This is a genomic window from Polaromonas eurypsychrophila, assembly GCF_014641715.1.
GTDB classification, from domain to species: domain Bacteria; phylum Pseudomonadota; class Gammaproteobacteria; order Burkholderiales; family Burkholderiaceae_C; genus Polaromonas; species Polaromonas eurypsychrophila.
Genome location: NZ_BMIG01000014.1, coordinates 73,743 through 100,218, shown reverse-complemented (window position 1 = coordinate 100,218; position 26,476 = coordinate 73,743). Strand labels below are relative to the sequence as shown.

Annotated in this window: 27 protein-coding genes; 10 read left to right on the top strand and 17 right to left on the bottom strand. The window is 62.7% G+C overall.

All coding sequences use genetic code 11. The annotated features are described in order from the left end of the window. Positions 1 to 18 precede the first annotated feature (18 nt). From IEX16_RS16530 to IEX16_RS16475, 12 genes are all read right to left on the bottom strand, one after another. On the bottom strand, positions 19 to 411 hold the full coding sequence (locus IEX16_RS16530; RefSeq protein ID WP_188709591.1) for a response regulator: 393 nt from the start codon (positions 409 to 411) through the stop codon (positions 19 to 21). A 137-nt stretch (positions 412 to 548) separates the two neighbouring features. Then, positions 549 to 1,187: a response regulator gene (locus IEX16_RS16525; protein ID WP_188709590.1), complete on the bottom strand. Its 639-nt coding sequence runs from the start codon at positions 1,185 to 1,187 to the stop codon at positions 549 to 551. After that, complete coding sequence (locus IEX16_RS16520) at positions 1,184 to 2,461, bottom strand: PAS domain-containing sensor histidine kinase (protein WP_229676397.1); 1,278 nt, start codon at positions 2,459 to 2,461, stop codon at positions 1,184 to 1,186. Before IEX16_RS16520 ends, IEX16_RS16525 begins: the two co-directional genes overlap by 4 nt. Positions 2,462 to 2,660: 199 nt before the next feature. Next, the gene (locus IEX16_RS16515) at positions 2,661 to 2,906 is read right to left on the bottom strand and encodes a hypothetical protein (protein ID WP_188709589.1); all 246 of its coding nucleotides are present in this window, start codon (positions 2,904 to 2,906) and stop codon (positions 2,661 to 2,663) included. A 34-nt stretch (positions 2,907 to 2,940) separates the two neighbouring features. Then, entirely contained in the window at positions 2,941 to 3,219 is a 279-nt protein-coding gene (locus IEX16_RS16510; RefSeq protein ID WP_188709588.1) for a FixH family protein, read from the bottom strand. 16 nt (positions 3,220 to 3,235) lie between these two features. Further along, complete coding sequence (gene ccoG, locus IEX16_RS16505) at positions 3,236 to 4,675, bottom strand: cytochrome c oxidase accessory protein CcoG (RefSeq protein ID WP_188709587.1); 1,440 nt, start codon at positions 4,673 to 4,675, stop codon at positions 3,236 to 3,238. 19 nt (positions 4,676 to 4,694) lie between these two features. Beyond that, positions 4,695 to 5,609 (bottom strand): cytochrome-c oxidase, cbb3-type subunit III, encoded by a 915-nt coding sequence (ccoP, locus tag IEX16_RS16500; protein ID WP_188709586.1) that lies wholly within the window; start codon positions 5,607 to 5,609, stop codon positions 4,695 to 4,697. Positions 5,610 to 5,618: 9 nt separating this feature from the next. Then, entirely contained in the window at positions 5,619 to 5,756 is a 138-nt protein-coding gene (locus tag IEX16_RS16495; protein ID WP_188709585.1) for a cbb3-type cytochrome oxidase subunit 3, read from the bottom strand. 10 nt (positions 5,757 to 5,766) lie between these two features. Further along, on the bottom strand, positions 5,767 to 6,399 hold the full coding sequence (gene ccoO, locus IEX16_RS16490; RefSeq protein ID WP_188709584.1) for a cytochrome-c oxidase, cbb3-type subunit II: 633 nt from the start codon (positions 6,397 to 6,399) through the stop codon (positions 5,767 to 5,769). A 10-nt stretch (positions 6,400 to 6,409) separates the two neighbouring features. Then, positions 6,410 to 7,849 (bottom strand): cytochrome-c oxidase, cbb3-type subunit I, encoded by a 1,440-nt coding sequence (gene ccoN, locus IEX16_RS16485; protein ID WP_188709583.1) that lies wholly within the window; start codon positions 7,847 to 7,849, stop codon positions 6,410 to 6,412. A gap of 62 nt (positions 7,850 to 7,911) precedes the next feature. Next, the gene (ccoS, locus tag IEX16_RS16480; RefSeq protein ID WP_188709582.1) at positions 7,912 to 8,049 is read right to left on the bottom strand and encodes a cbb3-type cytochrome oxidase assembly protein CcoS; all 138 of its coding nucleotides are present in this window, start codon (positions 8,047 to 8,049) and stop codon (positions 7,912 to 7,914) included. Then, positions 8,050 to 10,347 carry a heavy metal translocating P-type ATPase gene (locus tag IEX16_RS16475; protein ID WP_188709581.1) on the bottom strand — a complete coding sequence of 766 codons (2,298 nt, stop codon included), beginning with the start codon at positions 10,345 to 10,347 and terminating at the stop codon, positions 8,050 to 8,052. Positions 10,348 to 10,452: 105 nt separating this feature from the next. Here IEX16_RS16475 and IEX16_RS16470 point away from each other — a divergent pair, with 105 nt between their 5' ends. After that, positions 10,453 to 10,896 carry a universal stress protein gene (locus tag IEX16_RS16470; RefSeq protein ID WP_188709580.1) on the top strand — a complete coding sequence of 148 codons (444 nt, stop codon included), beginning with the start codon at positions 10,453 to 10,455 and terminating at the stop codon, positions 10,894 to 10,896. Between the two features lie 23 nt (positions 10,897 to 10,919). Continuing rightward, entirely contained in the window at positions 10,920 to 11,342 is a 423-nt protein-coding gene (locus tag IEX16_RS16465) for a universal stress protein (protein ID WP_188709579.1), read from the top strand. A gap of 69 nt (positions 11,343 to 11,411) precedes the next feature. Here IEX16_RS16465 and IEX16_RS16460 read toward each other — a convergent pair whose 3' ends face one another. From IEX16_RS16460 to IEX16_RS16445, 4 genes are all read right to left on the bottom strand, one after another. Then, positions 11,412 to 11,747: a hypothetical protein gene (locus IEX16_RS16460; protein WP_188709578.1), complete on the bottom strand. Its 336-nt coding sequence runs from the start codon at positions 11,745 to 11,747 to the stop codon at positions 11,412 to 11,414. Positions 11,748 to 11,923: 176 nt separating this feature from the next. Beyond that, complete coding sequence (gene dcd, locus IEX16_RS16455) at positions 11,924 to 12,496, bottom strand: dCTP deaminase (RefSeq protein ID WP_188709577.1); 573 nt, start codon at positions 12,494 to 12,496, stop codon at positions 11,924 to 11,926. Positions 12,497 to 12,672: 176 nt separating this feature from the next. After that, complete coding sequence (locus tag IEX16_RS16450) at positions 12,673 to 13,578, bottom strand: response regulator transcription factor (RefSeq protein WP_229676396.1); 906 nt, start codon at positions 13,576 to 13,578, stop codon at positions 12,673 to 12,675. Next, positions 13,568 to 16,945 carry a hybrid sensor histidine kinase/response regulator gene (locus tag IEX16_RS16445; RefSeq protein ID WP_188709576.1) on the bottom strand — a complete coding sequence of 1,126 codons (3,378 nt, stop codon included), beginning with the start codon at positions 16,943 to 16,945 and terminating at the stop codon, positions 13,568 to 13,570. The genes IEX16_RS16450 and IEX16_RS16445 overlap by 11 nt, the downstream gene beginning before the upstream one ends. A gap of 218 nt (positions 16,946 to 17,163) precedes the next feature. Here IEX16_RS16445 and urtA point away from each other — a divergent pair, with 218 nt between their 5' ends. The 8 genes from urtA to IEX16_RS16405 all read left to right on the top strand — a co-directional run bounded on the left by urtA (position 17,164) and on the right by IEX16_RS16405 (position 25,053). Then, positions 17,164 to 18,435, top strand: a complete 1,272-nt coding sequence (gene urtA / locus IEX16_RS16440; protein WP_188709575.1) for an urea ABC transporter substrate-binding protein — start codon at positions 17,164 to 17,166, stop codon at positions 18,433 to 18,435. A gap of 117 nt (positions 18,436 to 18,552) precedes the next feature. Further along, a complete protein-coding gene (urtB, locus tag IEX16_RS16435; protein ID WP_188709574.1) occupies positions 18,553 to 19,467 on the top strand; it encodes an urea ABC transporter permease subunit UrtB in 915 nt (304 codons plus the stop codon). Between the two features lie 46 nt (positions 19,468 to 19,513). Then, positions 19,514 to 20,698: an urea ABC transporter permease subunit UrtC gene (urtC, locus tag IEX16_RS16430; RefSeq protein ID WP_188709573.1), complete on the top strand. Its 1,185-nt coding sequence runs from the start codon at positions 19,514 to 19,516 to the stop codon at positions 20,696 to 20,698. A 15-nt stretch (positions 20,699 to 20,713) separates the two neighbouring features. Next, a complete protein-coding gene (urtD, locus tag IEX16_RS16425; RefSeq protein WP_188709572.1) occupies positions 20,714 to 21,457 on the top strand; it encodes an urea ABC transporter ATP-binding protein UrtD in 744 nt (247 codons plus the stop codon). Positions 21,458 to 21,475: 18 nt separating this feature from the next. Continuing rightward, on the top strand, positions 21,476 to 22,165 hold the full coding sequence (gene urtE, locus IEX16_RS16420) for an urea ABC transporter ATP-binding subunit UrtE (RefSeq protein ID WP_188709571.1): 690 nt from the start codon (positions 21,476 to 21,478) through the stop codon (positions 22,163 to 22,165). A 48-nt stretch (positions 22,166 to 22,213) separates the two neighbouring features. Beyond that, positions 22,214 to 23,440, top strand: a complete 1,227-nt coding sequence (fmdA, locus tag IEX16_RS16415; protein WP_188709570.1) for a formamidase — start codon at positions 22,214 to 22,216, stop codon at positions 23,438 to 23,440. Between the two features lie 10 nt (positions 23,441 to 23,450). Continuing rightward, positions 23,451 to 23,792, top strand: a complete 342-nt coding sequence (locus IEX16_RS16410; protein ID WP_188709569.1) for an FmdB family zinc ribbon protein — start codon at positions 23,451 to 23,453, stop codon at positions 23,790 to 23,792. Positions 23,793 to 24,024: 232 nt separating this feature from the next. Continuing rightward, on the top strand, positions 24,025 to 25,053 hold the full coding sequence (locus IEX16_RS16405; protein WP_188709568.1) for an aliphatic amidase: 1,029 nt from the start codon (positions 24,025 to 24,027) through the stop codon (positions 25,051 to 25,053). Between the two features lie 101 nt (positions 25,054 to 25,154). Here the strand turns inward: IEX16_RS16405 and guaD are convergent, their stop codons facing one another. Beyond that, positions 25,155 to 26,444 carry a guanine deaminase gene (guaD, locus tag IEX16_RS16400; RefSeq protein WP_188709567.1) on the bottom strand — a complete coding sequence of 430 codons (1,290 nt, stop codon included), beginning with the start codon at positions 26,442 to 26,444 and terminating at the stop codon, positions 25,155 to 25,157. Positions 26,445 to 26,476 lie beyond the last annotated feature (32 nt).

Here is a 26,476-nt window from a genome sequence, read left to right as displayed (position 1 = left end):
TCCTGGCTGTTCCGGCTGTCAATGCGTGATGACTGGGCACGCCTGGGTCACGACCCTTGCGAGCTGATCGAATTCCGTGCTTTTGTCGAGAAAGGCCTGTGCGCCCTCGTCCAGATAACGCTTGCGGTAGGCTGGATCCGAGTGATTGCTGAAAACCACAAAGGCAATGTCCGGCGCGACATGGCGCACTGCGCGCAGAACCTGCAGGCCGGAACCGCCGTCCAGTTGCACATCCAGAACCACCACGTCCGGATGCAGGGCCAGAATGCCCTCGATCGCGTATTGCGGCGTTTCGGCATGGCCCACCACCGCCATCGCGACGCTTTCCAGCATGCCGGCCACGCGCTCGCGCATCAGGGGCGAGTCGTCGGCGTGGAACACCTTGAGGGTGTGAGGGACTGACTGGGTCATGCATCGACTGTCGCCGCATGCGCGCCGTACAGCCATAGGTGGCGGCCGGGAATCCGCAGCCCGGCGTCCGAAAATTTCCTCGGTGAGGGCCGGGTTGTCCTAGGAATTGTCCTAGGAGTTGGCCCAGGAGCGAGGGGTCATAGCAGGTCGGTCAGACCGTGCCTGAGTGCATAACGTATGAGTTCGCTCTGGTTGCTTACCCCGATTTTCTGCATCAGGTTGGCCTTGTGCGTGCTTACCGTCTTCACCGACAGGTTGAGCCGCCCGGCGATATCGGTCACGGTCGTGCCGTCCACCAGCAGCCGGAACACCTCGAATTCGCGGTTGGACAGGCTTTCCTGTGGGGACACTTCGCCGCCCGGCATCGCCCCCAGGGCCAGTTGCTCGGCCACCTCTGTGCTGATGAAAGCGCCGCCTGCCGCGATCTTGCGCAAAGCCTGCTCAAGCTGCGCGGGCGCGCTTTCCTTGGTCAGGTAACCACTGGCGCCTGACTTGATGGCGCGCACCGCGTACTGAAGTTCCTGGTGCATGCTCAGGACCAGGATGCGCAATTTCGGTTTTTCTGCGCGTACCAGCTTGATCAGCTCCATGCCGCTGCGACCGGGCATGGACAAATCCAGCATCAACACCTCGAACTCCAGTTCGCGCACACGCTGCATGACCTCATTGCCGTCGGCGGCCTCACCGGCCACAACCATCCCATCAATGGAAGAAACAATGCGCTTGAGGCCTTCGCGGACGATGGCATGGTCATCGGCAATCACGATGCGGATCAAGAGGCGGCCCCTTTTTCTGCCACCGGAATGCGCACATCGATGCATGTCCCCTGTCCCGGCTGGCTGTCGATAACGATGCTTCCCTTGAGCAGTTGCGTGCGTTCGCGCAAGCCCATCAGGCCGAGGGAATACGGTTTGCGCGGCGTGTTCGTCAGAAAGCCCCGACCGTTGTCGCGCACCTGCAGCACGACGCTGCCGGGGACACGGTCTATGCGGACCTGGACCTCGGACGCGGCCGCATGTTTGGCCACATTGGCCAGCGATTCCTGCACGATGCGGAACACTGCGGTCGCGTAGGGTTCATGTAATTCCACCTCCTCGTCCACCTCGAGCATGCAGGCCACCCCGGTGCGCTGCCCGAAGTTCTGCACCAGCCACTCGACGGCCGGCACCAGGCCGAGGTCGTCCAGCATCAATGGCCGCAGGTCGGAGGCAATACGCCGGGTGGCTGCCACGGTCGCGTCCAGCATGCCCAGCATGGCGGCGAGCTTGGCAGCGGCCGCCTGCGCATCGGCCGGAAAGTTGTCACGCACCCAGATGGTGTCCATCTTCAGCGCCGTCAGTGATTGCGCCAGCTCGTCGTGCAATTCGCGGGCGATACGGGTTTTCTCGCCTTCAAGGATGGCATGCGCTTCGGAGGCAAAGGCGCTGAGTTCCTCGCGCGCGCGCGCGCGCTCGGTGACGTCGCGCAGGATCACCGTGAACAGCTTGCCGTCGGCGGTGTCGAGCTGGGAAATTGATGCCTCCATCGGGAACTCCTCACCACCGGCACGCAGGCCGTAAAGCACGGTGCCGTCGCCCATGCGGCGGGAGGTGGTGCCGGTGGTGGCAAAACGCCGGACATGCGCGGCATGCCCGCCACGAAATCGCTCCGGCATCAGCTTGTCCAGGCGCTCGCCCAGCGTCTGGTCACTGGGCCAGCCGAAAATTTTCTCGGCCGCGCGGTTGTAGAGCACGATGCGCTGCTCGGTATCCACCGTGATGATGGCGTCCATCGCCGAATCAAGCAGTCCGGCCAGTCTGGCCGCCGCGCCGGACAGAGCGCGTCCGCTTGCGCGGCGCTGCACCACTTCGCGGCACGCGTGGTCAAACGCCAGTACCGCAGTGGCCGCCGCCAGCACCAGCAGCGTCACCAAGGCCGCCGTTGAACGCCAACCCGCAACCAGCGCCAGCGCGCCCAGCAGCGTCAGCGCCGCCATCCCCGCAAGCGCAAGTGCCCCGGAGCGCTGCAAGGCGGCGGCATGGTCGGCATGGGCAAGGGGGGAATTAGGCACGGCACGATCTTCAACTGAGGTGCGGGCATCTTACAGCCAGCAGGACGGCTCGCGTCCGTGCGGCAGCGCGCATTGCTGCAGGAGCAGCGCAGCCTGCGTTTTCAATAAAAAATGCTTTCAGCCCATATCAAGTTTAGTTTGGCAGCTATCAATTAAATAGCACATATTCACAGCCGCCAGGCTAAGGCATGCAGTGACCTTAGCGCGACGGATGTTTGTCAGGCTGTGCGGACGGCGGACCGAGCAGCGCTGTCAGGGCGCTGGAAGCCATGCACACCCCCCAGAACACGAAGAAGGCGGCGGTGTACACCGCCTGGCGCGACCAACCGGAGGGGCCGGGAATATGCACATCCTGCGGGTCCACCAGAGCGAACACCAGCAGTTCGAGCAGACAGGCCGCTAGAAAAGCGGGCCACACGATGGCCATGATTTTGTGACTTTGCATGGCAGTCTCCTCTTTTTAGTGCAGCAGACGTTGGCTAACGCGCCCCGGCAGGCGCCGGCGTGGCCGCGTGGTTGCGGCCTTGCTGGGCCGGTGCCAGCGACTTGTCCCTGGCCAGGGTCTGGTTGATCTCAATGCCGCGCCGGTAGTAGTCGCCGGCCACCACCGGATCGGGCATGCGTATCGCCAGCCACAGGGTGGCAAAGCCGGCCACCACCACAATCGCCGGCCCGGCGATCACCATCCAGACCAGCGGATATTTCCACCAGGGCCCGCTGTCGGGCGCGCTGTCTGCCATTGATTTTGGGGTCGTCATCTCGTCTCCAGAAGTGTTATCGCGGCACCAAAAAAGCCGCTTTTTCAGACACCTGCGCGCGCCCGTCTGCCGAGCGAACGTCGATATGAACAGCGTGCGAGCCCGCTGCCGCGCTGCCGTAAGGCACTTGCAGGCGCACGGCCACCCAGCGCGACTGGGCAGGCGCCACCTCTACCGGCTCCGTCGGCAACACCATAAGTCCGGCCAGGCCGCCGGCGCTCAGGCTGTAGCGCTGGGTCTGCTCGGTCGCGTTCATGATCTGCAGGCGATAGACGTTCTCAAGCTGTCCGCCCTCGGCAATACGGGCCAGCGAGGCGCGATCACGCACCACATCGACCTTGAGCGGCGTACGCACCACCAGGCTGCCCAACAGGCCGATACACAGGATGGCCAGCACCCCGGTGTAAAGGAGCACTCGCGGCCGCAACACACGGCGCAGCACCTGCGCCGGCGTCCAGCGCGCAGCCATGCTGTTTTGTGTGGCGTAACGCACCAGACCGCGCGGCGTGGCCATGCGGTCCATCACGGTGTCACAGGCGTCAATACACAGGCCGCAACCAATGCACTCATACTGCAGCCCATCCCGAATGTCGATGCCGGTGGGACAGACCTGCACACACAGGCCGCAATTTATGCAGTCGCCCAGGCCCTGCGCCCGCGCATCGCTGCCTTTGGCATGCACACCGCGCGGTTCGCCGCGCGCCGTGTCGTAACTGACGATCAATGTGTCGCGGTCAAACATCGCGCCCTGGAAACGTGCGTAGGGGCACATGTACTTGCAGACCTGCTCGCGCATGAAACCGGCATTGCCGTAGGTGGCCAGACCGTAAAAAACCACCCAGAACACCTCCCAGGAGTTCATGCCTGTCTGCAGGAATTCCATGCCGAGCTCCCGGATCGGCGAGAAGTAGCCGACAAAGGTAAAGCCGGTCCACAGCGCGATGCCCAGCCAGACAATGTGCTTGAACCATTTTTTGACCAACTTCTTGGCCGAGAAAGTCTCGCCATCAAGCCGCATGCGCGCCACCCGGTTGCCCTCGATCTTCTGCTCGACCCACATGAAGATTTCGGTGTACACCGTCTGCGGGCAGGCATAACCGCACCACAGGCGGCCAGCGACTGCGGTGAACAGGAACAGCGACAACGCCGACACCACCAGCAGGCCGGTCAGGTAAATCAGGTCCTGCGGGTACAGCACCAGACCGAAAATATAGAAGCGCCGCGCGGCCAGATCAAACAACACCGATTGGCGCTGGCCCCACTCCAGCCACGGCAGGCCGTAAAACACCAGCTGTGTCAGAAACACCATGGCCCAGCGCCAGCGTGCAAACAGGCCCTGGATGGAGCGCGGGTAAATCTTGCGATGCGCCGCGTAGAGCGCGCTGCCGGCCTCCCCCTCGGCCGGGGCCACGGCGATGGGAATGATCTTGCGCGGGCGCGGCACAGGGTTGGGCATGGAGGCCGTCGTGCTTGGGTCAGCGGGCCAGCGCCTGCCGGGCCGGCAAGCCCCAGACGTAGGCGGCCAGCACATGAATCTGCGCATCGGTGAGCCGACCCTGCTGCGCCGGCATCTGGTTGGTCTTGCCGGTGTTGATCATGGCGATGATGGCTTCCTGGCCGTAACCATGCAGCCACACCTTGTCGCTCAGGTTGGGTGCGCCCAGCTCGGGGTTGCCGGCGCCGGTGACGCCGTGGCAAGAAGCGCAGGCGCTGAACTTGCTTTTGCCCAGACCGGCGCGCAACGAGTCATGCGGGCTGCCCGACAGGCTCAGCACATAGTTGGCGAGGTTTTTGACATCGTCGGGCGTGCCCACGGCGGCGGCCATGGGCGGCATCACGCCGATGCGGCCCTTGTGGATGGTCTCGCTGATTTTTTCCGGCGAACCACCATATAGCCAGTCGCTGTCGGCCAGGTTCGGAAAACCCTTGCTGCCGCGGCCGTCAGAGCCGTGGCACTGCGCGCAGTTGTTCAGGAACAAGCGCTCGCCGATGGCCATGGCTTGAGGATCGGCTGCCACCTTGTCAGCCGGCAATGCCGTGTAGGCGGCGTAAACGGGTTCGAGCTCGCGATTGGCGGCGGCCATGTCCTTGGCATATTCGCCGTCTGTGCTCCAGCCGAGTTCACCCTGGTAGCTGCCCAGACCGGGGTAGGCCACCAGGTAGCCCAACCCGAACACAATGGTGAGTACGAACAGGCCCATCCACCAGCGTGGCATCGGGTTGTTGGCTTCGCGCAGGTCTTCGTCCCAGACATGGCCGGTGGTGTTGTCGGCGCTCGGCGTGGCACGCACGCGCGCCGTCAGCCACAGTAGCAAACCGCAGGCCAGGATGCTGGCCAGCGACAGCACTGCCACGTAGTACGACCAGAAGTCATTAAAAAAATCGCTCATGGTGTCTTCTCAATCCTGTTCGAAAGGCATGCGGGCGGCTTCATCGAAGCCGGGCGCGTTGCGGCGCGAATATGCCCAGACGAGGATGCCGATGAAGGTGAAGAACGAGACCAGTGTGGCCGCGATGCGCAAGGTGGTGATGTCCATGTCCAGCTCCCTATTTCAGCGCGAGGCCGAGCGATTGCAGATAGGCGACCAGCGCATCCATCTCGGTCTTGCCCTTGATGTCGGCCGGCGCTGCGGCGATCTGTTCGTCGGTGAAGGGCACACCCACCTTGCGCAGCGCGCGCATGTGCGTGGCCGCTTCAGCACCGCTCAAAGGCGCCTTTTCCAGCCAGGGGTAGGCGGGCATGTTGGACTCGGGCACCAGGTCGCGCGGGTTGACTAGGTGCAGGCGATGCCACTCGTCACTGTATTTGCCGCCGACGCGGTGCAGGTCCGGGCCCGTGCGTTTGCTGCCCCACTGAAAGGGATGGTCGTAAACAAACTCACCGGCCACCGAGTAGTGGCCATAACGCAGCGTCTCGGCGCGAAACGGCCGGATCATCTGCGAGTGGCAGTTGTAGCAACCTTCCCGCACATAGATGTCGCGCCCCAGCACCTGCAGCGAGGTCGGCGGCAACATGCCGGTGATCGGCTGGGTGGTGGACTTCTGAAAAAACAGCGGAACGATTTCGACAAGGCCACCGACGGCGATCACCAGCAGGATCAGCACGATCATCAACAGGTTGTTGGTTTCGATCTTCTCGTGCGAGAAGCCGGTTTTTGTTTTCGGGGTGTTGGAGCTCATGTTTTTATCCTCAGGCGGCGACAGCGGTCATCAGGGGAATCGGTGCATCGGCTTTCTTGCCGGAGAGCACCGTCATCCATACATTCCAGGCCATCACCAGCATGCCGCCCAGGTACAGCACGCCGCCCAGCAGGCGCACAACGTAATAGGGGTAGGTGGCTTTCACGCTTTCGACAAAGGTGTAGGTCAGCGTGCCGTCGGCATTGACCGCGCGCCACATCAGGCCCTGCATCACGCCGGCAATCCACATGGCGGCGATGTACAACACGATGCCGATGGTGGACATCCAGAAATGGAACTCGATGGCCGGGATGCTGTACATGGTGGTGCGACCGTACATGCGCGGGATCAGGTAATACAGCGAGCCCATGGTGATCAGCCCGACCCAGCCCAGCGCGCCCGCATGCACATGACCTACGGTCCAGTCGGTGTAGTGGCTCAACGCGTTGACAGTCTTGATCGACATCATCGGACCCTCGAAGGTGGCCATGCCGTAGAAGGACAGGGCAACAATCAGGAAACGCAGGATGGGGTCGGTGCGCAGCTTGTGCCAGGCGCCCGACAGCGTCATGACGCCGTTGATCATGCCGCCCCAGCTGGGCGCCAGCAGAATCAGCGAGAACACCATGCCGATGGACTGGGTCCAGTCCGGCAGCGCGGTGTAGTGCAGATGGTGGGGGCCGGCCCACATGTAGGTGAAAATCAGCGCCCAGAAGTGGACGATGGACAAGCGGTAGGAATACACCGGGCGGCCAGCCTGCTTGGGGATGTAGTAGTACATCATCCCGAGAAAACCTGCGGTCAGCAGAAAGCCGACGGCATTGTGCCCGTACCACCACTGGACCATGGCGTCCTGCACGCCGGCATACGCGGAGTAGCTTTTCATCCAGCCGGCGGGAATCGCCGCGCTGTTGACAATGTGGAGCAGCGCCACCGCGATGATGAACGAGGCGTAGAACCAGTTAGCCACGTAAATGTGGCGCACCTTGCGGGTGCCGATGGTGCCAAAAAAAACAATGGCGTAAGCCACCCACACCAGCGTGATCAGGATGTCGATCGGCCACTCGAGTTCGGCATATTCCTTGCCGGATGTATAACCCAGCGGCAGGCTGATGGCAGCGGCCACAATGACCGCCTGCCAGCCCCAGAACACAAACGACGCCAGCTTGGGTGCGAACAGCCGCACCTGGCAAGTGCGCTGCACCACATGCAGGCTGGTGGCCATCAGCGCACAGCCGCCGAAGGCAAAAATCACCGCGTTGGTGTGCAGCGGCCGCAACCGGCCGTAGCTGAGCCATGAAATACCAAAGTTGAGTTCGGGCCAGGCCAGCTGCGAGGCGATGATGACGCCGACCAGCATGCCGACCACCCCCCACACCACCGACATCAAGGCAAATTGCCGCACGGCGGTATCGTGGTACAGGGTCGCTGGAATTATTTGATCGTTCATGAAGCACCTTTTATTGACGCTTCGAGTGTCTGTGCCGCAGAGAGCTGGCTACTTGATGCAAGTCAATCCGAATGCAGAATGCGTTCGCCTTCGGGCTCCAGCGACTCAAACTGGCCGCGCCACACCGCCCAGCCAAGCGCGACCAGAATCAGCAGCGCCAGCAGGACTGAAAAAGGAATCAGCAGAAACAGGATGTCCATTCATTCTCCCGTACGCGCGCGGGACAGGCGCGCAGAATTGAGCACCACCAGCAGCGAGCTGCCGGCCATGCCGAGGCCGGCCAGCCACGGCGGCATCAGGCCAGTCACGGCCAGCGGGATACACACGGCGTTGTACAACGCCGCCCAAGCCAGATTCTGTCGCACGACTCTGCGGGTGCGGCGCGCCAGTGCCAGCAGTGCGGGCACCGCCGACAGCTGGCCGCCCAGCACCACGAAGTCTGACTTTGCCTGCGCCAGCGGAACGGCCTGTCCGATGGCAATCGACACATCGGCACAGGCCAGCACCGGCCCATCGTTCATGCCGTCGCCGACCATCAGCACGTGTAGGCCGGCCTGCTGCAGCCGCCGTACATGGGTCAGCTTGTCTTGCGGAGAATGGCCGCCGAAGCAGTGTTCGATGCCCGCGCGCGCGCCCAGGCGTGTGACCGCGCCCTGCTGATCGCCCGACAACAATTCGACCTGGCAACCCTGCGCAAACAGTGCGCGGGCGGCGTCCGCCGCGTCCGGCCGCAGTCCCTCGTCAAGCTCGAAGCTGGCCAGCCACTGTTGCGCATCCGCCAGATGCACCTGCGGTCCGCCGGACTGCCGCGCGGCATCGGGAAAACCGCAGAACGCCGCAGAACCGAGAAACAGGATTCGCGGTGCACCACCGTCAGCCAGGCAGACCCTGCCCCGCACACCGCGCCCAGCCACCTCCTCCACCTCAGTGACCAGAACTTCGCCTGCGGCATAGCTGTCCGCGATCGCGCGCGACAGCGGATGTAGCGACTGCCGGGCCAGCGCCGCCGCCAGCATTCCCATAACGGTGCTGTCCACGCCGGCAGGCGCAAACACTCGCACCACTTTCATACGGTCATCGGTCAGCGTGCCGGTTTTATCGAACACCACCGTGTCCACAGCCGCGCAGGCTTCAAATGCCTGCAGGCGGCGCACCATCACGCCACGGCGTGCCAGAGCGCCGGCAGCCGCCAGGGTAGCGGCCGGTGTCGCCAGCGACAACGCACAGGGGCAGGTGACGATCAGTATCGCCACTGCCACACTGATGGCGTGCGCCGGATCGACCGGCCACCACCAAACCACCGCCACTGCGCTGGCCAGCAGCACCCCCAGCAGAAAAGGGCTGGCGATACGGTCGGCGATCTGCGCCATGCCGGGCTTCTGCACCGAGGCCTGCTCCATCAAGGCCACCATCGCGGCATACTGCGTATCGGGTCCGGCACTGCCGACCCGTAGCAACAACATCCCGCTGAGATTGTGGCTGCCGGCAATCACGGCGCTGCCCGCCGCGCGCAAGAGCGGTGTGGACTCGCCGGTCAGCAAGGCTTCATCGACGCGACTTTCACCGTCCGTCACCTGCCCGTCGGCCGGGATCACGTCCCCCGGCAGCACACGGATCAGGTCACCGGCGAGCAGACGCCGCACCGCGACGCGTTCGAAGCGGCCATCGGCCCCTTGCCGCTCCACGCTGGCAGGCAGCCTGCGCATCAGCGCTTCCAGCGAGCCGGCGGTACGATCTCGCAAGCGCTGCTCCAGCAGCCGGCCCGACAGCAGGAAAAAAACAAACATGGTGACTGAGTCGTACCAGACCTCCGCACCCCAGCGCGACACGGGATCGAAGGTGGCGGCTGAACTGGCACCGAATGCGATCAGGATGCCCAACGCCACCGGCACGTCCATGCCGATGCGCCGGTGGCGAAGGTCACGCCATGCCGATGAGAAAAACGGCATGCAGGAAAACACGATCACCGGCAAGGTCAGCACCCAGGAGGCCCAGCGCAGAAGCGCCTGCATGTCCGGCGAGATCTCACCGGCTGCGGCGACATAGGCCGGCGTCGCATACATCATCACCTGCATCATGCAAAATCCGGCCACCAGCCAGCGCCAGAACAACACCCGCTGAGCCTGCAGGCGCGGCGCGGCCGCCAACACGTCGCCGGCAGGCAGGGCTTCATAACCAGCACGCTGCAGGGAATCCAGCCAGGCCGAGGGGCGGCTGACGCCGGCCTGCCACAGCAGGCGCGCGGTGGCCGTGGCGCCATTGACCTGAACGCCGCTCACGCCGGGCAATTCGCACAGCGCCTGCTCCACCGTGAGCGAGCAGGCCGCGCAATACATGCCCGTGATCGACAGGTAGGACTCCCACCAGCCATCCCGTCCAACCACGGGGCGGCTGAAGCCTGTCCATTCGGCAGGGTCGTCGAGCGCCTCCCGCCGATCTGTCCCCCCGGCCCATGCGGCGGCCTTCTCGGCATCTGGAAAAGCAAGGACAGTGGACATGCCCAAGGCTAACCAGCGCAAGCATGCGCGCACTTGACATGGATCAACACAGGCCAGGCGAGCGGGCTTAAGCTCGGGGCTGGATCAGTTCACAAGGAGTCAGACATGTACCAGCGCATTCTTGTCACCACCGACGGTTCCGCCCTTTCGAAAAAAGCCGTACGCAGCGCGATTGACCTCGCGGCGGCTACAGGCGCCAGTCTGGTGGCGCTCAACGTGGTCCCGCGTTACCCCATTAGCTATTTCGAAGGCGGCGTATCCATCTCCAGTGAGGATGTCGGCCGGATCGAGAAAAAGTGGGCCGAGGACGGCCAAGCCATCGTGAACGCCGTGGAAAAAACCGCACAGACCGCTGGTGTCAAAGTCAAAACCGCGATCACGCGCTCCGATTTTGTGGCCGAGGCCATCATGGCCGCAGCCAGGAAACACAGGTGCGACCTGATCGTCATGGCCTCGCATGGACGCAAGGGCATCAAACGACTGCTGTTGGGCAGCGAAACCCAACATGTCCTCACGCACAGCAGCGTGCCGGTGCTGGTGTTACGCTGATACTTTCACATCAAGGAGACCTCATGAAAATACTGTTCGCCGCCGACGGCAGCCAATACACCAAAAAAGCGCTGGCTTTTCTTGTTACCCACGAAAGCCTGGCGGGTCCCGACGGCGAAGTGGTCGTGCTCAATGTGCAGACACCGGTGCCGGGACGCGTCAAGTCCATGCTGGGCTCCGCCGAAGTCGCGGCCTACCATGCAGAGGAATCACAAAAGGTGCTGGCCGCCATCGAGCGCTTTCTGAAGCGCCACAAAATGGCATTCAAAACATTGGCGGTTGTGGGTGCGCCCACAGCTGAAATCCTGCGTGCAGCCAAGCGCGAAAAGGTGCACCTGATCGTCATGGGCACACACGGTCACGGCCTGCTCGGCCGCGCTGTCATGGGCAGTGTGGCGCAACGTGTGGTGACGGATGCCGACATTCCGGTGCTGCTGGTCAAGTAGGTCAGGGCCCATGCCGGCCGCCATCAAAAAAAGCTGACCTGGGTCAGCTTTTTTTTGGGGATCATGAAGTCAATGCGCCCAGGGACGCCCGACCAGTACAAACACGGCGTGTACAGGCTCGTTATCGAAGTAGGAAAACATCCGGACCGCGAGTTCCCGCAGCAGGGCGTCATCCAGGGCGTGCGCATGGGTCAGCTTTTCCATCGCATAGAAACGGCTACCAAGCATCATGGATTCGTTGATGCAGCAACCCTGGGTCGCCATCTGCAGGATGAAGGCCGACAGCAACTCGCAGGGCCAATAACGGCATGGATTGACCACAGCGGCTTCCCACAAACCGGTGTGTGCGCCATAAGGACTGGCAGCGATACGCTCTAAAGCGGAGGATGTGGCAACGGCAGTCATGGCGAACTCCTTGGGTGATGCCGGCAACACAGTGTTCACCTTGAACGCAACCCTGCCTGACATTCCCTGATTATGGAGACCGGCCAGATTCGTGTCATCCGCCAAAAAGCCCTGCGCGCGTAGGAATCGAACGCGCAAGGCTGCCGTCCGCCACGATGCCAACGCACCGGACAGCGTCAGGCCTTGGGCAGCGTCACCCCTACCTGCCCCTGGTACTTGCCGCCACGGTCCTTGTAACTCACCTCACAGACATCATCCTTGTCGCTTTCAAAGAACAGCACCTGCGCGCAACCCTCGCCAGCGTAAATCTTGGCGGGGAGCGGCGTGGTGTTGGAAAACTCCAGCGTGACGTAGCCTTCCCACTCGGGCTCGAAGGGCGTGACGTTGACGATGATGCCGCAGCGGGCGTAGGTGCTTTTGCCCAGGCAGATGGTCAGCACGTTGCGCGGGATGCGGAAGTACTCGAGAGTGCGGGCCAGCGCGAAGCTGTTGGGCGGGATGATGCAACTGTCGCCGTGAAAGTCGACAAAACTCTTTTCGTCGAAGTTTTTCGGGTCCACCACCGTGCTGTGGATGTTGGTGAAGACCTTGAACTCGGGCGCGCAGCGGATGTCGTAGCCGTAGCTACTGGTGCCGTAGCTGATGATCTTCCTGCCTTCGCTCTCACGAATCTGGCCGGGCTCGAAGGGCTCGATCATGCCGGTGCTCTCGGCCATGCGGCGTATCCATTTGTCGCTTTTGATGCTCATGTCGGGAGATTCCTCAGGTTGCCTAGATTGTAGGCAAGCTGCAAGTGCTGGCCAGACGCTACAATTTTGATAGCTGACAGCGCTTACCGGTCAAGGGCTGCAGCCCGATTTATCCTATAAAACCGGAAAATCAGGCAAATGAGGCTTCGCAAAGTCAAAAAAAAACAGGCCCGAGCTTAAAACACGTGGCCCGTCGCCAGTGCGGCGGCGGCGGCCCGGGTCTCGACACCGAGTTTTTCAAAAACATGCTCCAGGTGCTTGTTCACGGTCCGGTGGCTCATGCCAAGAATGTCGCCGATATCGCGGTTGGTCTTGCCCTTGGCCAGCCAGGACAAGACCTCGGTTTCACGCGGCGTCAGCGCAGCGTCGGCCAGGCGCGAGGGCGCGGCGGCGTTGGCGCTGCGCTGCTCCAGCAGCAGCATGGTCTCGCCCATGCCGACGCGGCCCATGTTGCGCACCGACAGATGCACACCCGTGAGACTCAGGAACCCCTGGCCGGTGCCACCGTCCAGCGCGGCGTAGATCGGGTCGGGCAGGCGCCCTTCTTCCGCGACGCCGTCCATGGTTTGCAGCCAGAGCTCGGCCTGCGGCGAGCGCCATGCGACCCGGCCGCGCGCATCGACCAGCAACACGCCGAAGCCAGCCACGTCCACTGCCTCGCGCGCCAGCCGCGTCATGCGCGCGTTGCGGGTGTGGGTGTGCAGGCGCGCCGCCACCTCCTGCGCGCGCAGCGGTTTGACCACATAGTCGACGCCGCCGCAGGAAAAACCTTCCAGCACATGTGGCGTTTCCGACAGGCCGGTCATGAAAATCACCGGGATGTGCGCCAGCGCCGGATTCGCCTTGATCAGCCGGCAAGTGTCAAAACCCGACAGGCCAGGCATGACGGCGTCGAGCAGGATGGCGTCGGGCGCCACCAGTTCCAGGCGCAGAAGGGCGGCATCGCCGTCGCGCGCCACCAGCACGGTATAACCCTCGCCTTCGAGCGTGTCGCAGAGCATGCCCAGGCTGCTGGGCGCGTCATCGACCACCAGCACAACGGGGCGCTGGGCGTCGGCGTGTTCCATCCGTTCAGGCATCATCGCCCTCCGTCAGGTGGTCGAGCAGCAGTTCGAGTTCGCAGCGGCTGACATAGGAGCGCAGCCGGTTGCAGTTCGCGGCAAGTGCCGGATCCTCTGCCGTGATGCGGTCCAGCAGGCGGTGCAGGCCATGCACATGGCCCAGGTGCACCAGCCGGATCAGGCCGGCACGGGCTTCTTCCGGCAACTGCTGCGTGTCGTTGGCGGACACCGTGGCAGCCATCAGCACCGGCGATACCACGGAGGTCACCCATGCCAGGCCCATGTGGCGCTGCAATGCGTTCATCAGCTCCGACTCGAGCACCGGCTTGCCGACAAAGGCCTGACAACCGGCGGCCTTCAACCGGGAAGCCTGGTTTTCAAACACATTGGCCGACACCACAATGATCGGCACGTCTTCATAGCCCTGGCGGCGTATCTGGGTGGCAGTCTGCCAGCCGTCCATGTCGTCCATGCTGATGTCGAGCAGGATGGCGTCGGGCAGACTGTCCTTCAGGCTGTCGATGCATTCCAGGCCGCTGGCCGCTTCCTTGACCTCAAAACCGAGAGGCGTCAGCATGCCGGCAAGCATCTGGCGCTGCACCGGCTGATCATCGACCACCAGCAGGGTGCGGCGCTTGCCGAAAAAACCGGCGATCTGGTGCGGCGGGTCAGCCAGCTGGCCGGGGTCATCGATCTCGCGCAGGTACAGCCGCACCCCGAAGGTGCTGCCCTTGTCGGGCTCGCTTTGCAAGGACAGATCGCCGCCCATCAGCGCGGTCAGCAGGCCGGTAATGGTCAGGCCCAGACCGGTGCCGGGGTCGCCGCGGCGCCGGCCGGCAGCGCCGCGCTCGAAGGGCAGAAAGATGCGCTGCTGGTCCTGCGGCGCAATACCGATGCCGGTGTCCACCACCTCGAAGCGGATCACCTCACGCCGGCAGTCGACATGCAGGGTCACGCTGCCGGTGTCGGTGAAACGCACCGCATTGCTCAGCAGGTTGATGATGATCTGGCGCAGGCGCTTTGCATCAGCCTGCACCCAGGCCGGCATGCGGCCGCTGTGGGTGTAGAAAAAGTCCACACCTTTTGCCTCGGCCTGGGGCCGCACCATGCTGACCAGGCCCTCGAGGAAATCCGGCAGCGGCACGGGAATCGGCTCAAGCCGCAGCCGCCCGGCCTCGATGCGCGCCAGGTCCAGCAGGCCGTCGACCAGTTGCAGCAGATGTTCGCCGCTGCGCTGTATGGTCTGCACCGCTTCGCGCGGCATGTTGGCGAGTGCCTCGCTTTTGAGCAGGATCTGCGAATAACCCAGGATGCTGTTGAGCGGCGTGCGCAGCTCATGGGTCATGCCGGCCACGTACCGTGTCTTGGCCTGGTTCGCCGACTCGGCAAGTTCCTTGGCCGTCTGCAGCGCCTGGTCGGTGCGCTGGTGCGCCTCGATCTCGCGCGACAGCAACTGGTTCTGCCGGTTTGATTCGTCCTGCGCCATGCGCCGGCTTTCGCTGCCCAGCACTACCCACCAGCTGCACACCGCAACAATCAGCAGCAGCATGGCAAACACCTTCACAAAGGCAGACTGCAGCATGGCCTGGGGGTCGGGAGACAGCGGCAAGGCGGTTTCCTGCGTGTAGACCATGCCCATCACCGTGGCGAGCAGCGCGCACAGCGACAAGGTGACCACCATGTAATGCCCGACCCGGAAGTTGACCCGGCTCGACAGCGCGCTTGGCAGCAAGGTGTGCAAAAACTGCTCGGCCTGCTCGGCCGCGCGCGAACGTATCTTGCAGCGGTCGTGGCAGCGCGACTCCAGCGTGCAGCACAACGAACAAATGGGCGCGCCGTAGGCCGGGCAACTGGCCATGTCCTCCGCCTCGAAAGCGTTTTCGCAGACGTGACAACGCACCATCTGGCCCGGCACGCCCATGGGCTCGGGCTGCCGTGCGATGTAGTAACGGCCTTGGGTCAGCCAGGCCAAAAGCGGCGACAGCAGCAGCGCCATGCCCAACGCGATGAAGGGTGAAAAGGCCTCGGCGCGCGGCCCCAGCGCGCCGGTGTAGGCCACCACGGACACCACGGCCGCCAGTAGCATGGAGCCCAGGCCAACCGGATTGATGTCGTAGAGGTGCGCGCGCTTGAACTCGATGCCCTTGGGGCTCAGGCCCAGCGGCTTGTTGATGACCAGGTCGGCCACCAGTGCACCGACCCAGGCAATCGCCACGTTGCCATACAGGCCCAGCACTTTTTCAAGTGCCGAGAATACGCCCAGTGTCATCAGCAGCAGCGCAATCGTGACGTTGAACACCAGCCAGACCACGCGGCCCGGGTGGCTGTGGGTCAGCCGCGCAAAAAAGTTGGACCAGGCCAGCGAGCCGGCATAGGCGTTGGTCAGGTTGATCTTGAGCTGCGACACCACCACAAAAACCACGGTGGCGGCCAGCACCCAGGCCGGGTCGGTGAACACGTAGGAAAAGCCGGCCAGGTACATCTGCGTCGGCTCCACCGCCCTGGACACCGGCAGCTCATGCTGCAGCACGAGGAAGGCCAGGAAGGCGCCACCCAGCATCTTGAGCATGCCCAGGATGATCCAGCCGGGCCCGGCCATCAGTACCGCCGCCCACCAGCGTTTGCGGTTGGCGGAGGTTTTTTCGGGCAGGAAACGCAAGAAGTCCACCTGCTCGCCGACCTGGACCACCAGCGAGAAGGCCACGGTGGCCGCCGCACCAAACATGAGCGGATCGAACTCGCTGCTGCCCGAGCTGCGACCGGCCAAGCCAGTAAAGTCGGAGAAGGCCTGCGGGTTCTTCCAGAGCACCGCCAGGTAGGGCAACAACAGCAACACGCCCCACAGCGGCTGCGTCCACAACTGCAGCCGAGAGATCAGCGTGATGCCGCGCACCACCATGGGCACGATCACGATGGCGCTGATCACGTAACACCAGGCAATCGGGATGTCCAGGTACATCTGCAGCGCCAGCGCCATGATGGCCGCCTCCAGCGCGAAAAAGATGAAAGTGAAACTCGCGTAGATCAGCGAGGTGATGGTCGAGCCAAGGTAGCCGAAACCGGCGCCGCGTGTCAGCAAATCCATGTCGACGCCGTAACGCGCCGCGTAATAACTGATGGGCAGGCCAGTGAAAAAGGTGATCAGGCCCACCACGATGATGGCCCACAGCGCATTGGTGAAGCCGTAGTTCAGCGCAATCGCGCCGCCTATCGCTTCCAGCGCGAGGAAAGACACCGCACCAAAAGCGGTGTTGCCCACGCGCCATTCCGACCACTTGCGAAAGCTGCGTGAGGTGTAACGCAGCGCGTAGTCCTCGATGGACTCGTCAGCGACCCAGGCGTTGTATTCGCGGCGTATGCGGAATATTTTTTGTGTGGCAATGGTCAAGAGACAACTCCGTCGAACGGCCGTGTGGCGAAAGCAGGGCTGCGGGCGCCCTCCAGACCGGTCCGCAAGAAGCGTGCCCGCATCTGGTGCATGCACTCAGGACGATGGCCTACGTTGATTGACGTATAGGGCCTGCGCTCGCTTGTGAACATGATCCGTTTGAGCAAGCGCCCTTTTTCTTCCGTTCACTTTTTCATCAACCGCAGGAGCCCAGCATCATGTCCAACGACGATCGCGATCCATCTTCCGAGCCTTCCCTCATCAACCGCAGGCGACTTGTGCAGGGCATGGCCGCCGCCCTGCCGCTCGCAGGTTTGCCAGGCTGGGCCCAGGCGCAGGCCTTCCCCACAGCCAAGGTCAACACCACCAAGCTGGCCATCACAGATACCGAAGTCACGGTAGGCCAGTTGCATTCAGCAACCGGCACCATGGCGATCTCGGAAACCGGCTCGATCCAGGCCGAGCAGCTCGCCATCGACCAGATCAACGCCATGGGCGGTGTGCTGGGCCGCAAGATCAAGGTCATCAAGGAAGACGGCGCCTCCGACTGGCCGACCTTTGCCGAAAAATCAAAGAAGCTGCTGGTCAACGACAAGGTTGCCGCAGTGTTTGGCTGCTGGACCTCGGCCTCGCGCAAGGCCGTGTTGCCGATCTTCGAGAAGGAAAACGGCATGCTCTACTACCCGACCTTTTACGAAGGCCTGGAGCAGAGCAAAAACGTGATCTACACCGGCCAGGAAGCCACGCAGCAGATCCTGTATGGCCTGGATTGGGCCTCGAAAGAGAAAAAGGCCAAGACCTTCTTTCTGGTCGGCTCCGACTACATCTGGCCACGCACCTCGATGAAGATCGGCCGCAAACACATCGAAGCGCATCTGGCGGGCAGCAAGGTTGTCGGTGAAGAGTACTACCCGCTGGGCCACACCAACTTCAACTCGTTGATCAACAAGATCAAGGTGGCCAAGCCCGACTGCATCTTCATCGCCGTGGTCGGCGGCTCCAACGTCGCTTTCTACAAGCAGCTCAAGGCCGCCGGCGTCACCGCTGCCAAGCAATTCCTGCTGACCATCTCGGTGACCGAGGACGAGGTGCTGGGCATTGGCGGTGAAAACATGAACGGCTTCTACGCTTCCATGAAGTATTTCCAGTCGCTGGACAACCCGAACAACAAGGCCTTTGTCACCGCCTTCAAGGCCAAGTACGGCAAGGACGCGGTGATCGGCGACGTGACCCAGGCCGGCTACCTCGGCCCCTGGCTGTGGAAAGCCGCAGTCGAGAAAGCCGGCAGCTTCGACGTGGACAAGATCGCCGCCGCATCGGCTGGCATCGAGCTGAAAACCGCGCCGGAAGGTTACGTGAAGATTCACGAAAACCACCACCTGTGGAGCAAGGCGCGTATCGGCCAGGCACAAACCAACGGCCAGTTCAAGGTGGTGGCCGAATCGACGGCGCTGATTGAACCGAATCCTTTCCCCAAGGGTTACCAGTAAAGAGAGAAGAGAAAGAGCGCCCTTGCCGGTTCACTCCGCCGCCGTGGCGGGGTGAGCCGGCAGGGGCTTCCCAGCGGTACACGCCACGTCCCTTCAACGCCGTCCCCGGAGCCTGCCATGACCCTTTCCGAAATGCTCAACATCGGCCTGATGCAAGGCTTTGCAGGCCTGAGCCTGTTTTCCGTGCTGCTTCTCATGGGCCTGGGACTGGCCATTATTTTTGGCCAGATGGGTGTCATCAACATGGCACACGGCGAGTTCATGACCATTGGCGCTTACACCATCTACCTGTTTTCTCACCTGTCCGAGACCTATGCACCCGGTTTCGTCCAGGCATATTTTCCCTTCGCCATCGTCGCGGCCTTCGCCTTCGCCTTTGCCGCCGGCTGGCTGGCCGAATGGGCCTTCATCCGCCACCTCTACAAACGCCCGCTGGACACCCTGCTGGCGACCTGGGGCCTGTCGCTGGGCATGCAGCAGATCTTCCGCACCACCTTTGGCGCCAAGGAAGTCAGCCCGACCTTGCCCGACTGGCTGATGGGTTCCTGGGCGCCGGCCGAAGGCCTGGACATCCCGATCAACGGCATGTTCGTGATGGCGCTGACGCTGGTGGTGACCTGCGGCGTGCTGATCGCGCTGCACAAGTCGCGCTGGGGCCTGCGTGTGCGCGCCACCGTCGCCAACCGCGTGATGGCCAACGCCACCGGCATGAACACCAAAAAGACCGACCGGCTGACCTTCGCCATTGGCTGCGGCATCGCCGGCGTCGCCGGCGCGGCCTTCACCACCATAGGCTCAACCGGCCCGACCAGCGGCTCGCTCTACATCGTCGATGCCTTTCTGGTCGTCACTTTTGGGGGAGCGGCCAGTCTGCTGGGCACTGTGGTTTCGGCCTTCGGCATTGCGCAAACCCAGTCGATTGCCGAGTTCTTCATGACCGGCTCCATGGCCAAGGTGCTGACCCTGATGGCCATCGTGACGATTTTGATGCTGCGCCCGCAGGGCCTGTTTGCCTCCAAGGTGCGGCGTTGAAACAAGCGCTCTTTTTCACCGCCACCCCCGACAACCGGAGTTTTTCATGAACAGCATCAAGTTATGGGTAGAGCGCAACAGCCTGGGCAGTGTGCTGCTGCTGGCGGTGGTCCTGCTGCTGGTGTTTCCGCTGGCGCTGGACCTGTTCCGCCTGAACCTGGTCGGCAAGTACCTCAGCTACGCCTTCGTGGCGCTGGGGCTGGTGATGCTCTGGGGTTACGGCGGCGTGCTGAGCCTGGGCCAGGGCGTGTTTTTCGGCCTGGGCGGCTACGGCATGGCCATGTTCCTCAAGCTCGAAGCCAGCGACCCGATCACCACCAAGATCCAGTCCACACCCGGCATCCCCGACTTCATGGACTGGAACCAGATCACCGCGCTGCCGGTCTGGTGGACACCCTTCCAGTCTTTCCCGCTGACCGTGCTGCTGATCCTGGTGGTGCCGACGCTGCTGGCCTTCATCATCGGTTACGCCATGTTCAAGCGGCGTGTCGGTGGCGTCTACTTCGCCATCATCACGCAGGCGGTGGCGCTGATCCTGACCGTGCTGATCATCGGCCAGCAGGGTTACACCGGCGGCGTCAACGGCATGACCGACCTCAAGACCCTGATGGGCTGGGACACCCGCACCGACAGCGCCAAGTACATCCTCTACTTTCTGACCAGCGGCCTGCTGATGGGCGCCATCGTGCTGTGCGCCTGGATACAGCGCAGCAAGCTCGGCACCCTGCTGCTGGCCATGCGTGACAAGGAAGACCGGGTGCGTTTTTCCGGCTACGACGTCGCCATGTTCCGCATCTTCGCTTTCTGCTTGGCGGCCATGCTGTCAGCCATAGGCGGCGCGATGTTCACGCTGCAGGTTGGCTTCATGTCGCCCTCGCTGGTCGGCATCGTGCCGTCCATAGAGATGGTAATTTTTGCAGCCGTAGGCGGACGCATGTCGCTGGTCGGCGCGGTTTACGGCGCGCTGCTGGTCAACTTCGGCAAGACCTACTTCTCGGAAAGTTTCCCTGACCTCTGGCTGTTCCTGATGGCAGGCATGTTCCTGGGGGTGGTGCTGGCCTTCCCCGACGGCCTAGCCGGTGTCTACAACAACCGCGTCAAACCCTGGTTGGCTGGCCGTTTCGCGAAACGCAAGAATGCGGCAGCCACGCCACCGTCGCCGCCGTCCGCGCCCGCTGTCGGCAGCGCATCGCCGAAGCTGCCCGCCGGCCTGAGCGGCCAGCAAACATAAACCGGGAACACAAGCATGACCAACACTGATTTTGTCCTCTCGGTGGAAGACCTCACCGTGTCCTTCGATGGCTTCAAGGCCATCGACAGCCTGAACCTCTATGTGGACCAGAACGAGCTGCGCGTGATCATCGGCCCCAACGGTGCCGGCAAGACCACGCTGCTGGACCTGATCTGCGGCAAAACCCGCGCCAGTGCCGGCAGCATCAAGTTCAAGAACAGCGAGATGACCAAACTGCCCGAATACCAGATCGTGCGTTCGGGCATAGGCCGCAAGTTCCAGACGCCCTCAATCTACGAAAACCTCAGTGTGTTCCAGAACCTCGAGGTGTCCTTTCCGCGCGGGCGCGGCGTGTTCGGCGCGTTGTTTTTCAAGAGGAGTGACGAGGTCAAGGCCCAGGTTCAGGCCGTCGCGGCTGAAATCGGGCTGGAAGCGCAGCTCGATACCGAGGCCGGCCTGCTGTCGCATGGCCAGAAGCAGTGGCTGGAGATCGGCATGCTGCTGATGCAGGACCCTGAGCTCTTGATGCTGGACGAACCGATTGCCGGAATGAGCGTGCGCGAACGCGAGCTCACGGCCGAACTGCTGCAGCGCATCTGCAAGGGCCGCGCCATGATTGTCATCGAGCACGACATGGAGTTCGTCAAGCGCATCGCCGACAAGGTGACCGTCATGCACCAGGGAAAAATCCTGGCCGAAGGCTCGATGGAAAAAGTGCAGGCCGATCCTCGCGTGATCGACGTCTACCTGGGCCACTGAGTCACCAAGGAATACACCATGCTTAACGTCACCAATCTCCATGTCAGCTACGGCCAGAGCGAAGCGCTGCACGGCATCAGCTTTTCCGCCAAGAAAAATGAAACCGTCGCCATCATGGGCCGCAACGGCATGGGCAAAACCACGCTGTTCAAGTCGCTGATCGGTATCTTGCCGCTGAAGTCAGGAACGATTGAAGTCGACGGCAAGGACATCTCGAAAGACGAGAGTTACCAGCGCGTCGCCAAAGGCGTGGCCTATGTGCCGCAGGGTCGCATGATTTTCCCGTCCCTAACGGTGCTGGAGAACATCCAGACCGGGCTGGAAAACGTGCGCCACAAACAGGTGCCGGAAGAAATCTACGCGCTGTTCCCGGTGCTTTTCGACATGCGCGCCCGCAAGGGCGGCAACCTGTCGGGCGGCCAGCAGCAGCAGCTGGCGATTGCGCGCGCACTGGTGACCAACCCCAAGGTGCTGCTGCTGGATGAACCGACCGAAGGCATACAGCCATCCATCATCAAGGACATCGCGCGCGCGCTCAACGATATCCGCAAGATGCGCGAAATCACCATCATCGTGTCAGAACAGGTGCTGAGTTTTGCCATGGACGTGGCCGATCGCCTTTTTGTCATCGAGGGCGGCCAGCTGGTGCACGAGAGTACACGCGCCGCCACCGACACGGCGCGCATCAAGCAGTTTCTTTCCGTCTGAATTTACCTGCGTTTTTCCCGTTTCATCACCCCCTCCAGGAGCAAGAGCATGACCGACACCCTGATCAAGGTTGACCTGAGCAAGTCCCCGCTTGAGAACGAAAACATCCACAACCGCTGGCACCCGGATATCCCGATGGCCTGCTGGGTCAACCCGGGCGACGACTTCATCCTCGAGACTTTTGACTGGACCGGCGGCTTCATCAAAAACAATGACAGCGCCGACGACGTGCGCGACATCGACCTGACGACGGTCCATTACCTGTCGGGCCCGGTCGGCGTCAAGGGCGCCGAGCCCGGCGACCTGCTGGTGGTCGACCTGCTGGACATCGGTGCCAAACCCGACAGCCTCTGGGGCTTCAACGGCTTCTTTTCCAAAAAGAACGGGGGTGGTTTCCTGACCGAAAATTTTCCCGAAGCGCAAAAGTCGATCTGGGATTTCAAGGGCATGTTCACCAGCTCACGCCACATTCCCGGCGTCAACTTCGCCGGCCTGATCCACCCCGGTCTGATCGGCTGCCTGCCCGACAAAAAGATGCTGGACCTGTGGAACGAACGTGAGCAGCAACTCATCGATACCAACCCGACGGGCGGCCTGGCGAACCCGCCCTCACCCGGCACCGCCCATATGGGCAAGTTGACCGGCGAGGCCAAAGCCAAAGCCGCCGCCGAAGGCGCACGTACGGTGCCGCCGCGTGAACACGGCGGTAACTGCGACATCAAGGACTTGTCGCGCGGCGCCAAAGTGTTTTTCCCCGTGTATGTTGACGGCGCCGGCCTGTCGGTCGGCGACCTGCACTTCAGCCAGGGCGATGGCGAAATCACCTTTTGCGGCGCCATTGAGATGGCCGGCTGGGTGCACATGAAGGTCACCCTGATCAAGGGCGGCATGGCCAAGTACGGCATCAAAAACCCGATCTTCAAGCCCAGCGTGATCACCCCCGCCTACAACGACTACCTGATCTTCGAAGGCATCTCCGTGGACGAGGCCGGCAAGCAGTACTACCTGGACATCAACGTGGCCTACCGCCAGGCCTGCCTGAACGCGATCGAGTACCTCAAGAAGTTCGGCTACTCCGGCGCGCAGGCTTATTCCATCCTCGGCACGGCGCCCGTGCAGGGCCACATCAGCGGTGTGGTCGATGTGCCCAACGCCTGCGCCACCCTGTGGCTGCCGACGCAGATTTTCGACTTCGACATCAACCCGAACGCGTCGGGTCCGATCAAGCACATCGACGGCAAGATAAATATGCCGCTGTCGCACGACTTGAAGTAGGCAGCACGCCATGCCGACTTACGACTACAACTGCATGCAGTGCGGCAGCTTCGACGCGCTGCGCTCGGTGTCCATGCGCAACCAGGACGCAGCCTGCCCGAGCTGCAGCGGTGTGGCGCCTCGCATCATCGCCACCGCCCCCGCACTGGCATTGATGGAAGGCGGCACGCGACGCGCTATGGCCACCAATGAACGCGCGCGCCACGAGCCCAAAAACTCGGGCAGTTACGCCCGGCTCAAACACCCGGCCGACTGCGGCTGCTGTTCAAGCGGCAAACGCGGCGCCACCGTGACCGCACCCAACGGCAACAAGGCCTTCCCGGGCAAGCGGCCCTGGATGATCAGCCATTAGAGATGGCCGCTCCCCCGAAGCGCCTGCGGAGCCTCCCCCTCAGGGGGCAACACCTGCGGACTGGCAGAGCCAGATCCGCGGTGAGATGGTTTCCCCCCGAGGCTCCTGCGGCGCCTCCCCCTCAGGGGGCAACACCTGCGGACTGGCAGAGCCAGATCCGCGGTGTTCTGGTTGAAGACACGCGAGTTACGGTTAGTGAAACGGCTTATTGAAGACAACAAGGAGTTTGATCATGGTTCACGGCGATATTTCAAGCAGCAAGGACAGCGTCGGTGTGGCGGTAGTCAATTACACGATGCCGCGCCTTCACACCCATGCGGAGGTGATGGACAACGTGCGCAACATCGCGCGCATGGTCGTCGGCATGAAAAAGGGCCTGCCCGGGCTGGACCTGGTGATCTTCCCCGAATACAGCACCCACGGCATCATGTACGACGCCGGCGAGATGTACGAAAACGCCGCTACCGTTCCCGGCCCGGAAACTGATGTGTTTGCCGCCGCCTGCCGTGAGGCAAAAGTCTGGGGCGTGTTTTCCATCACCGGCGAGCGCCATGAAGCCCATCCGCACAAGGCACCCTACAACACGCTGATCCTGATGAACGACCGGGGCGAGATCGTGCAGAAGTACCGCAAGATCATGCCCTGGGTGCCGATCGAGGGCTGGTACCCCGGCGACTGCACCTATGTCAGCGACGGGCCCAAGGGTCTGAAGGTCAGCCTGATCATCTGCGACGACGGCAACTACCCGGAGATCTGGCGCGACTGCGCGATGAAAGGCGCGGAACTGATCGTGCGCTGCCAAGGTTATATGTACCCGGCCAAAGAGCAGCAGATTCTGATCAGCAAGGCCATGGCTTTTGCCAACAACTGTTATGTGGCGGTGGCCAACGCGGCCGGCTTCGACGGTGTCTACTCCTACTTCGGCCACTCGGCCATCATCGGCTTCGATGGCCGCACCCTGGGCGAATGCGGGGAGGAGGACATGGGCATCCAGTACGCGGCCTTGTCCAAACACCTGATCCGCGACTTCCGGCGCAACGGGCAGTCGGAAAACCACTTGTTCAAACTGCTGCACCGCGGCTACACCGGCATGATCAACTCAGGTGACGGTGACAAGGGCGTGGCCACCTGCCCTTTCAGTTTCTACACCGACTGGCTGCGCGACCCGGAGGCAGCGCGCCAACAGGTGGAGTCGTTCACACGGACCACCATAGGCACCGACGAGGCGCCGATCGATGGCATTCCGAACCAGAGCAGCTAGCCGCCCTGAGCCTTCAAATGCTCTCTTTTTGATAGCTTTTAGCCCATATTTGACATGGGCTGGAGGCCTATTTTTCTTAAAAAAAACCGGATCAACCTCTGTCAGGTCGTTCCTGCTTGCGAAATCACGGTGTTCTCGACCACGCGGTCGTCGCCCAGCACAATCAGCGCAAACAGCAGCTCGTCCAGACTGGCCGCCTGCGCGGTCTTGCGTGCCAGCAGCGGCGTGGCCTGCGGGTTGAGCACCACAAAATCGGCCTCACAGCCAGGCAGCAGGTTGCCGACCACTCCTTCAAGGCCCAGCGCGCGTGCCGCGCCGCCGGTGTGTTGCCACCACAGTTGCTGCGGGCTCAAGGACAAGCCGGGCTTGGTCTGGCCTTCCCGACCCACGTAATAAGCGGCCAGCATGGTGTGAAAAGGGCTGAAACTGGTGCCGCCGCCGACATCGCTGGCCAAGCCGTACAGAAAACCGGTCCGGTCCGCTGCCTGGTAGTCGAAAAATCCGCTGCCCAGAAACAAGTTGCTGGTCGGACTCACGGCCGCGGCCGTGCCGGTGCCGCGCATCAGCGCCCTGTCCTCGTCGTCGATGTGGATGCAATGCGCATAGACGGCGCGCGGCCGCAGCAAGCCAAACTGCTCATACACGCTCAGGTAGCTGCGCGCTTGCGGATACAGCTTCCGCACCCAGGCGACCTCGTCCTTGTTTTCGGCCACATGCGACTGGATCCAGACATCGGCATAACACGCGGCCAGTTCACCGGCGCCGCGCAATTGCGCCTCGCTGCAACTCGGCACAAAACGCGGCGTGATCGCATAACCGAGCCGGTCCACGCCGTGCCAGCGCGTGATCAACGCCTCGGTATCGCGCAGGCTTTGTTCGGTTTCGTCGCGCACGCCGTCGGGCGAATTCTGGTCCTGGAGCACCTTGCCGGCAATCAAACGCAGGCTGCGGCGCTGGGCTTCGCCAAGCAGCGCGTTGACCGAGGCGGGGTGTGAGGTGGCAAAGGCCAGCGCCGTCGTCACGCCGTGGCGCAGCAGCTCGTCCACAAAAAAAGTGGCTGCCTCGCTGTTGTGCGCAGCATCGGAAAAACGGCTTTCATGCGGAAATGTGTAATTCTCCAGCCAGGGCAGCAGGCCTTCGGCCGGCGAGCCGATCACGTCAAGCTGCGGGTAGTGGATATGCATGTCCACAAAACCGGGGGCGATGATGCGGCCCGGCAGGTGGGTGACGTCCAGTTCAGGAAAGCGTGACGCCAGCGCGCTGTAGCTGCCCACCGCCTGCACCACCTGGCGACCGGAAGCGTCAGGGCCGACCACCAGCAGGCCGTCGGTTTCCAGCACAGCCTGCGCCGGCTCGGGAAAATAAAGGAGGGAGGCGCGCCAGGCTTTCATGTTTGCAAGGTTACCGCAGCAGCCGACCCCGT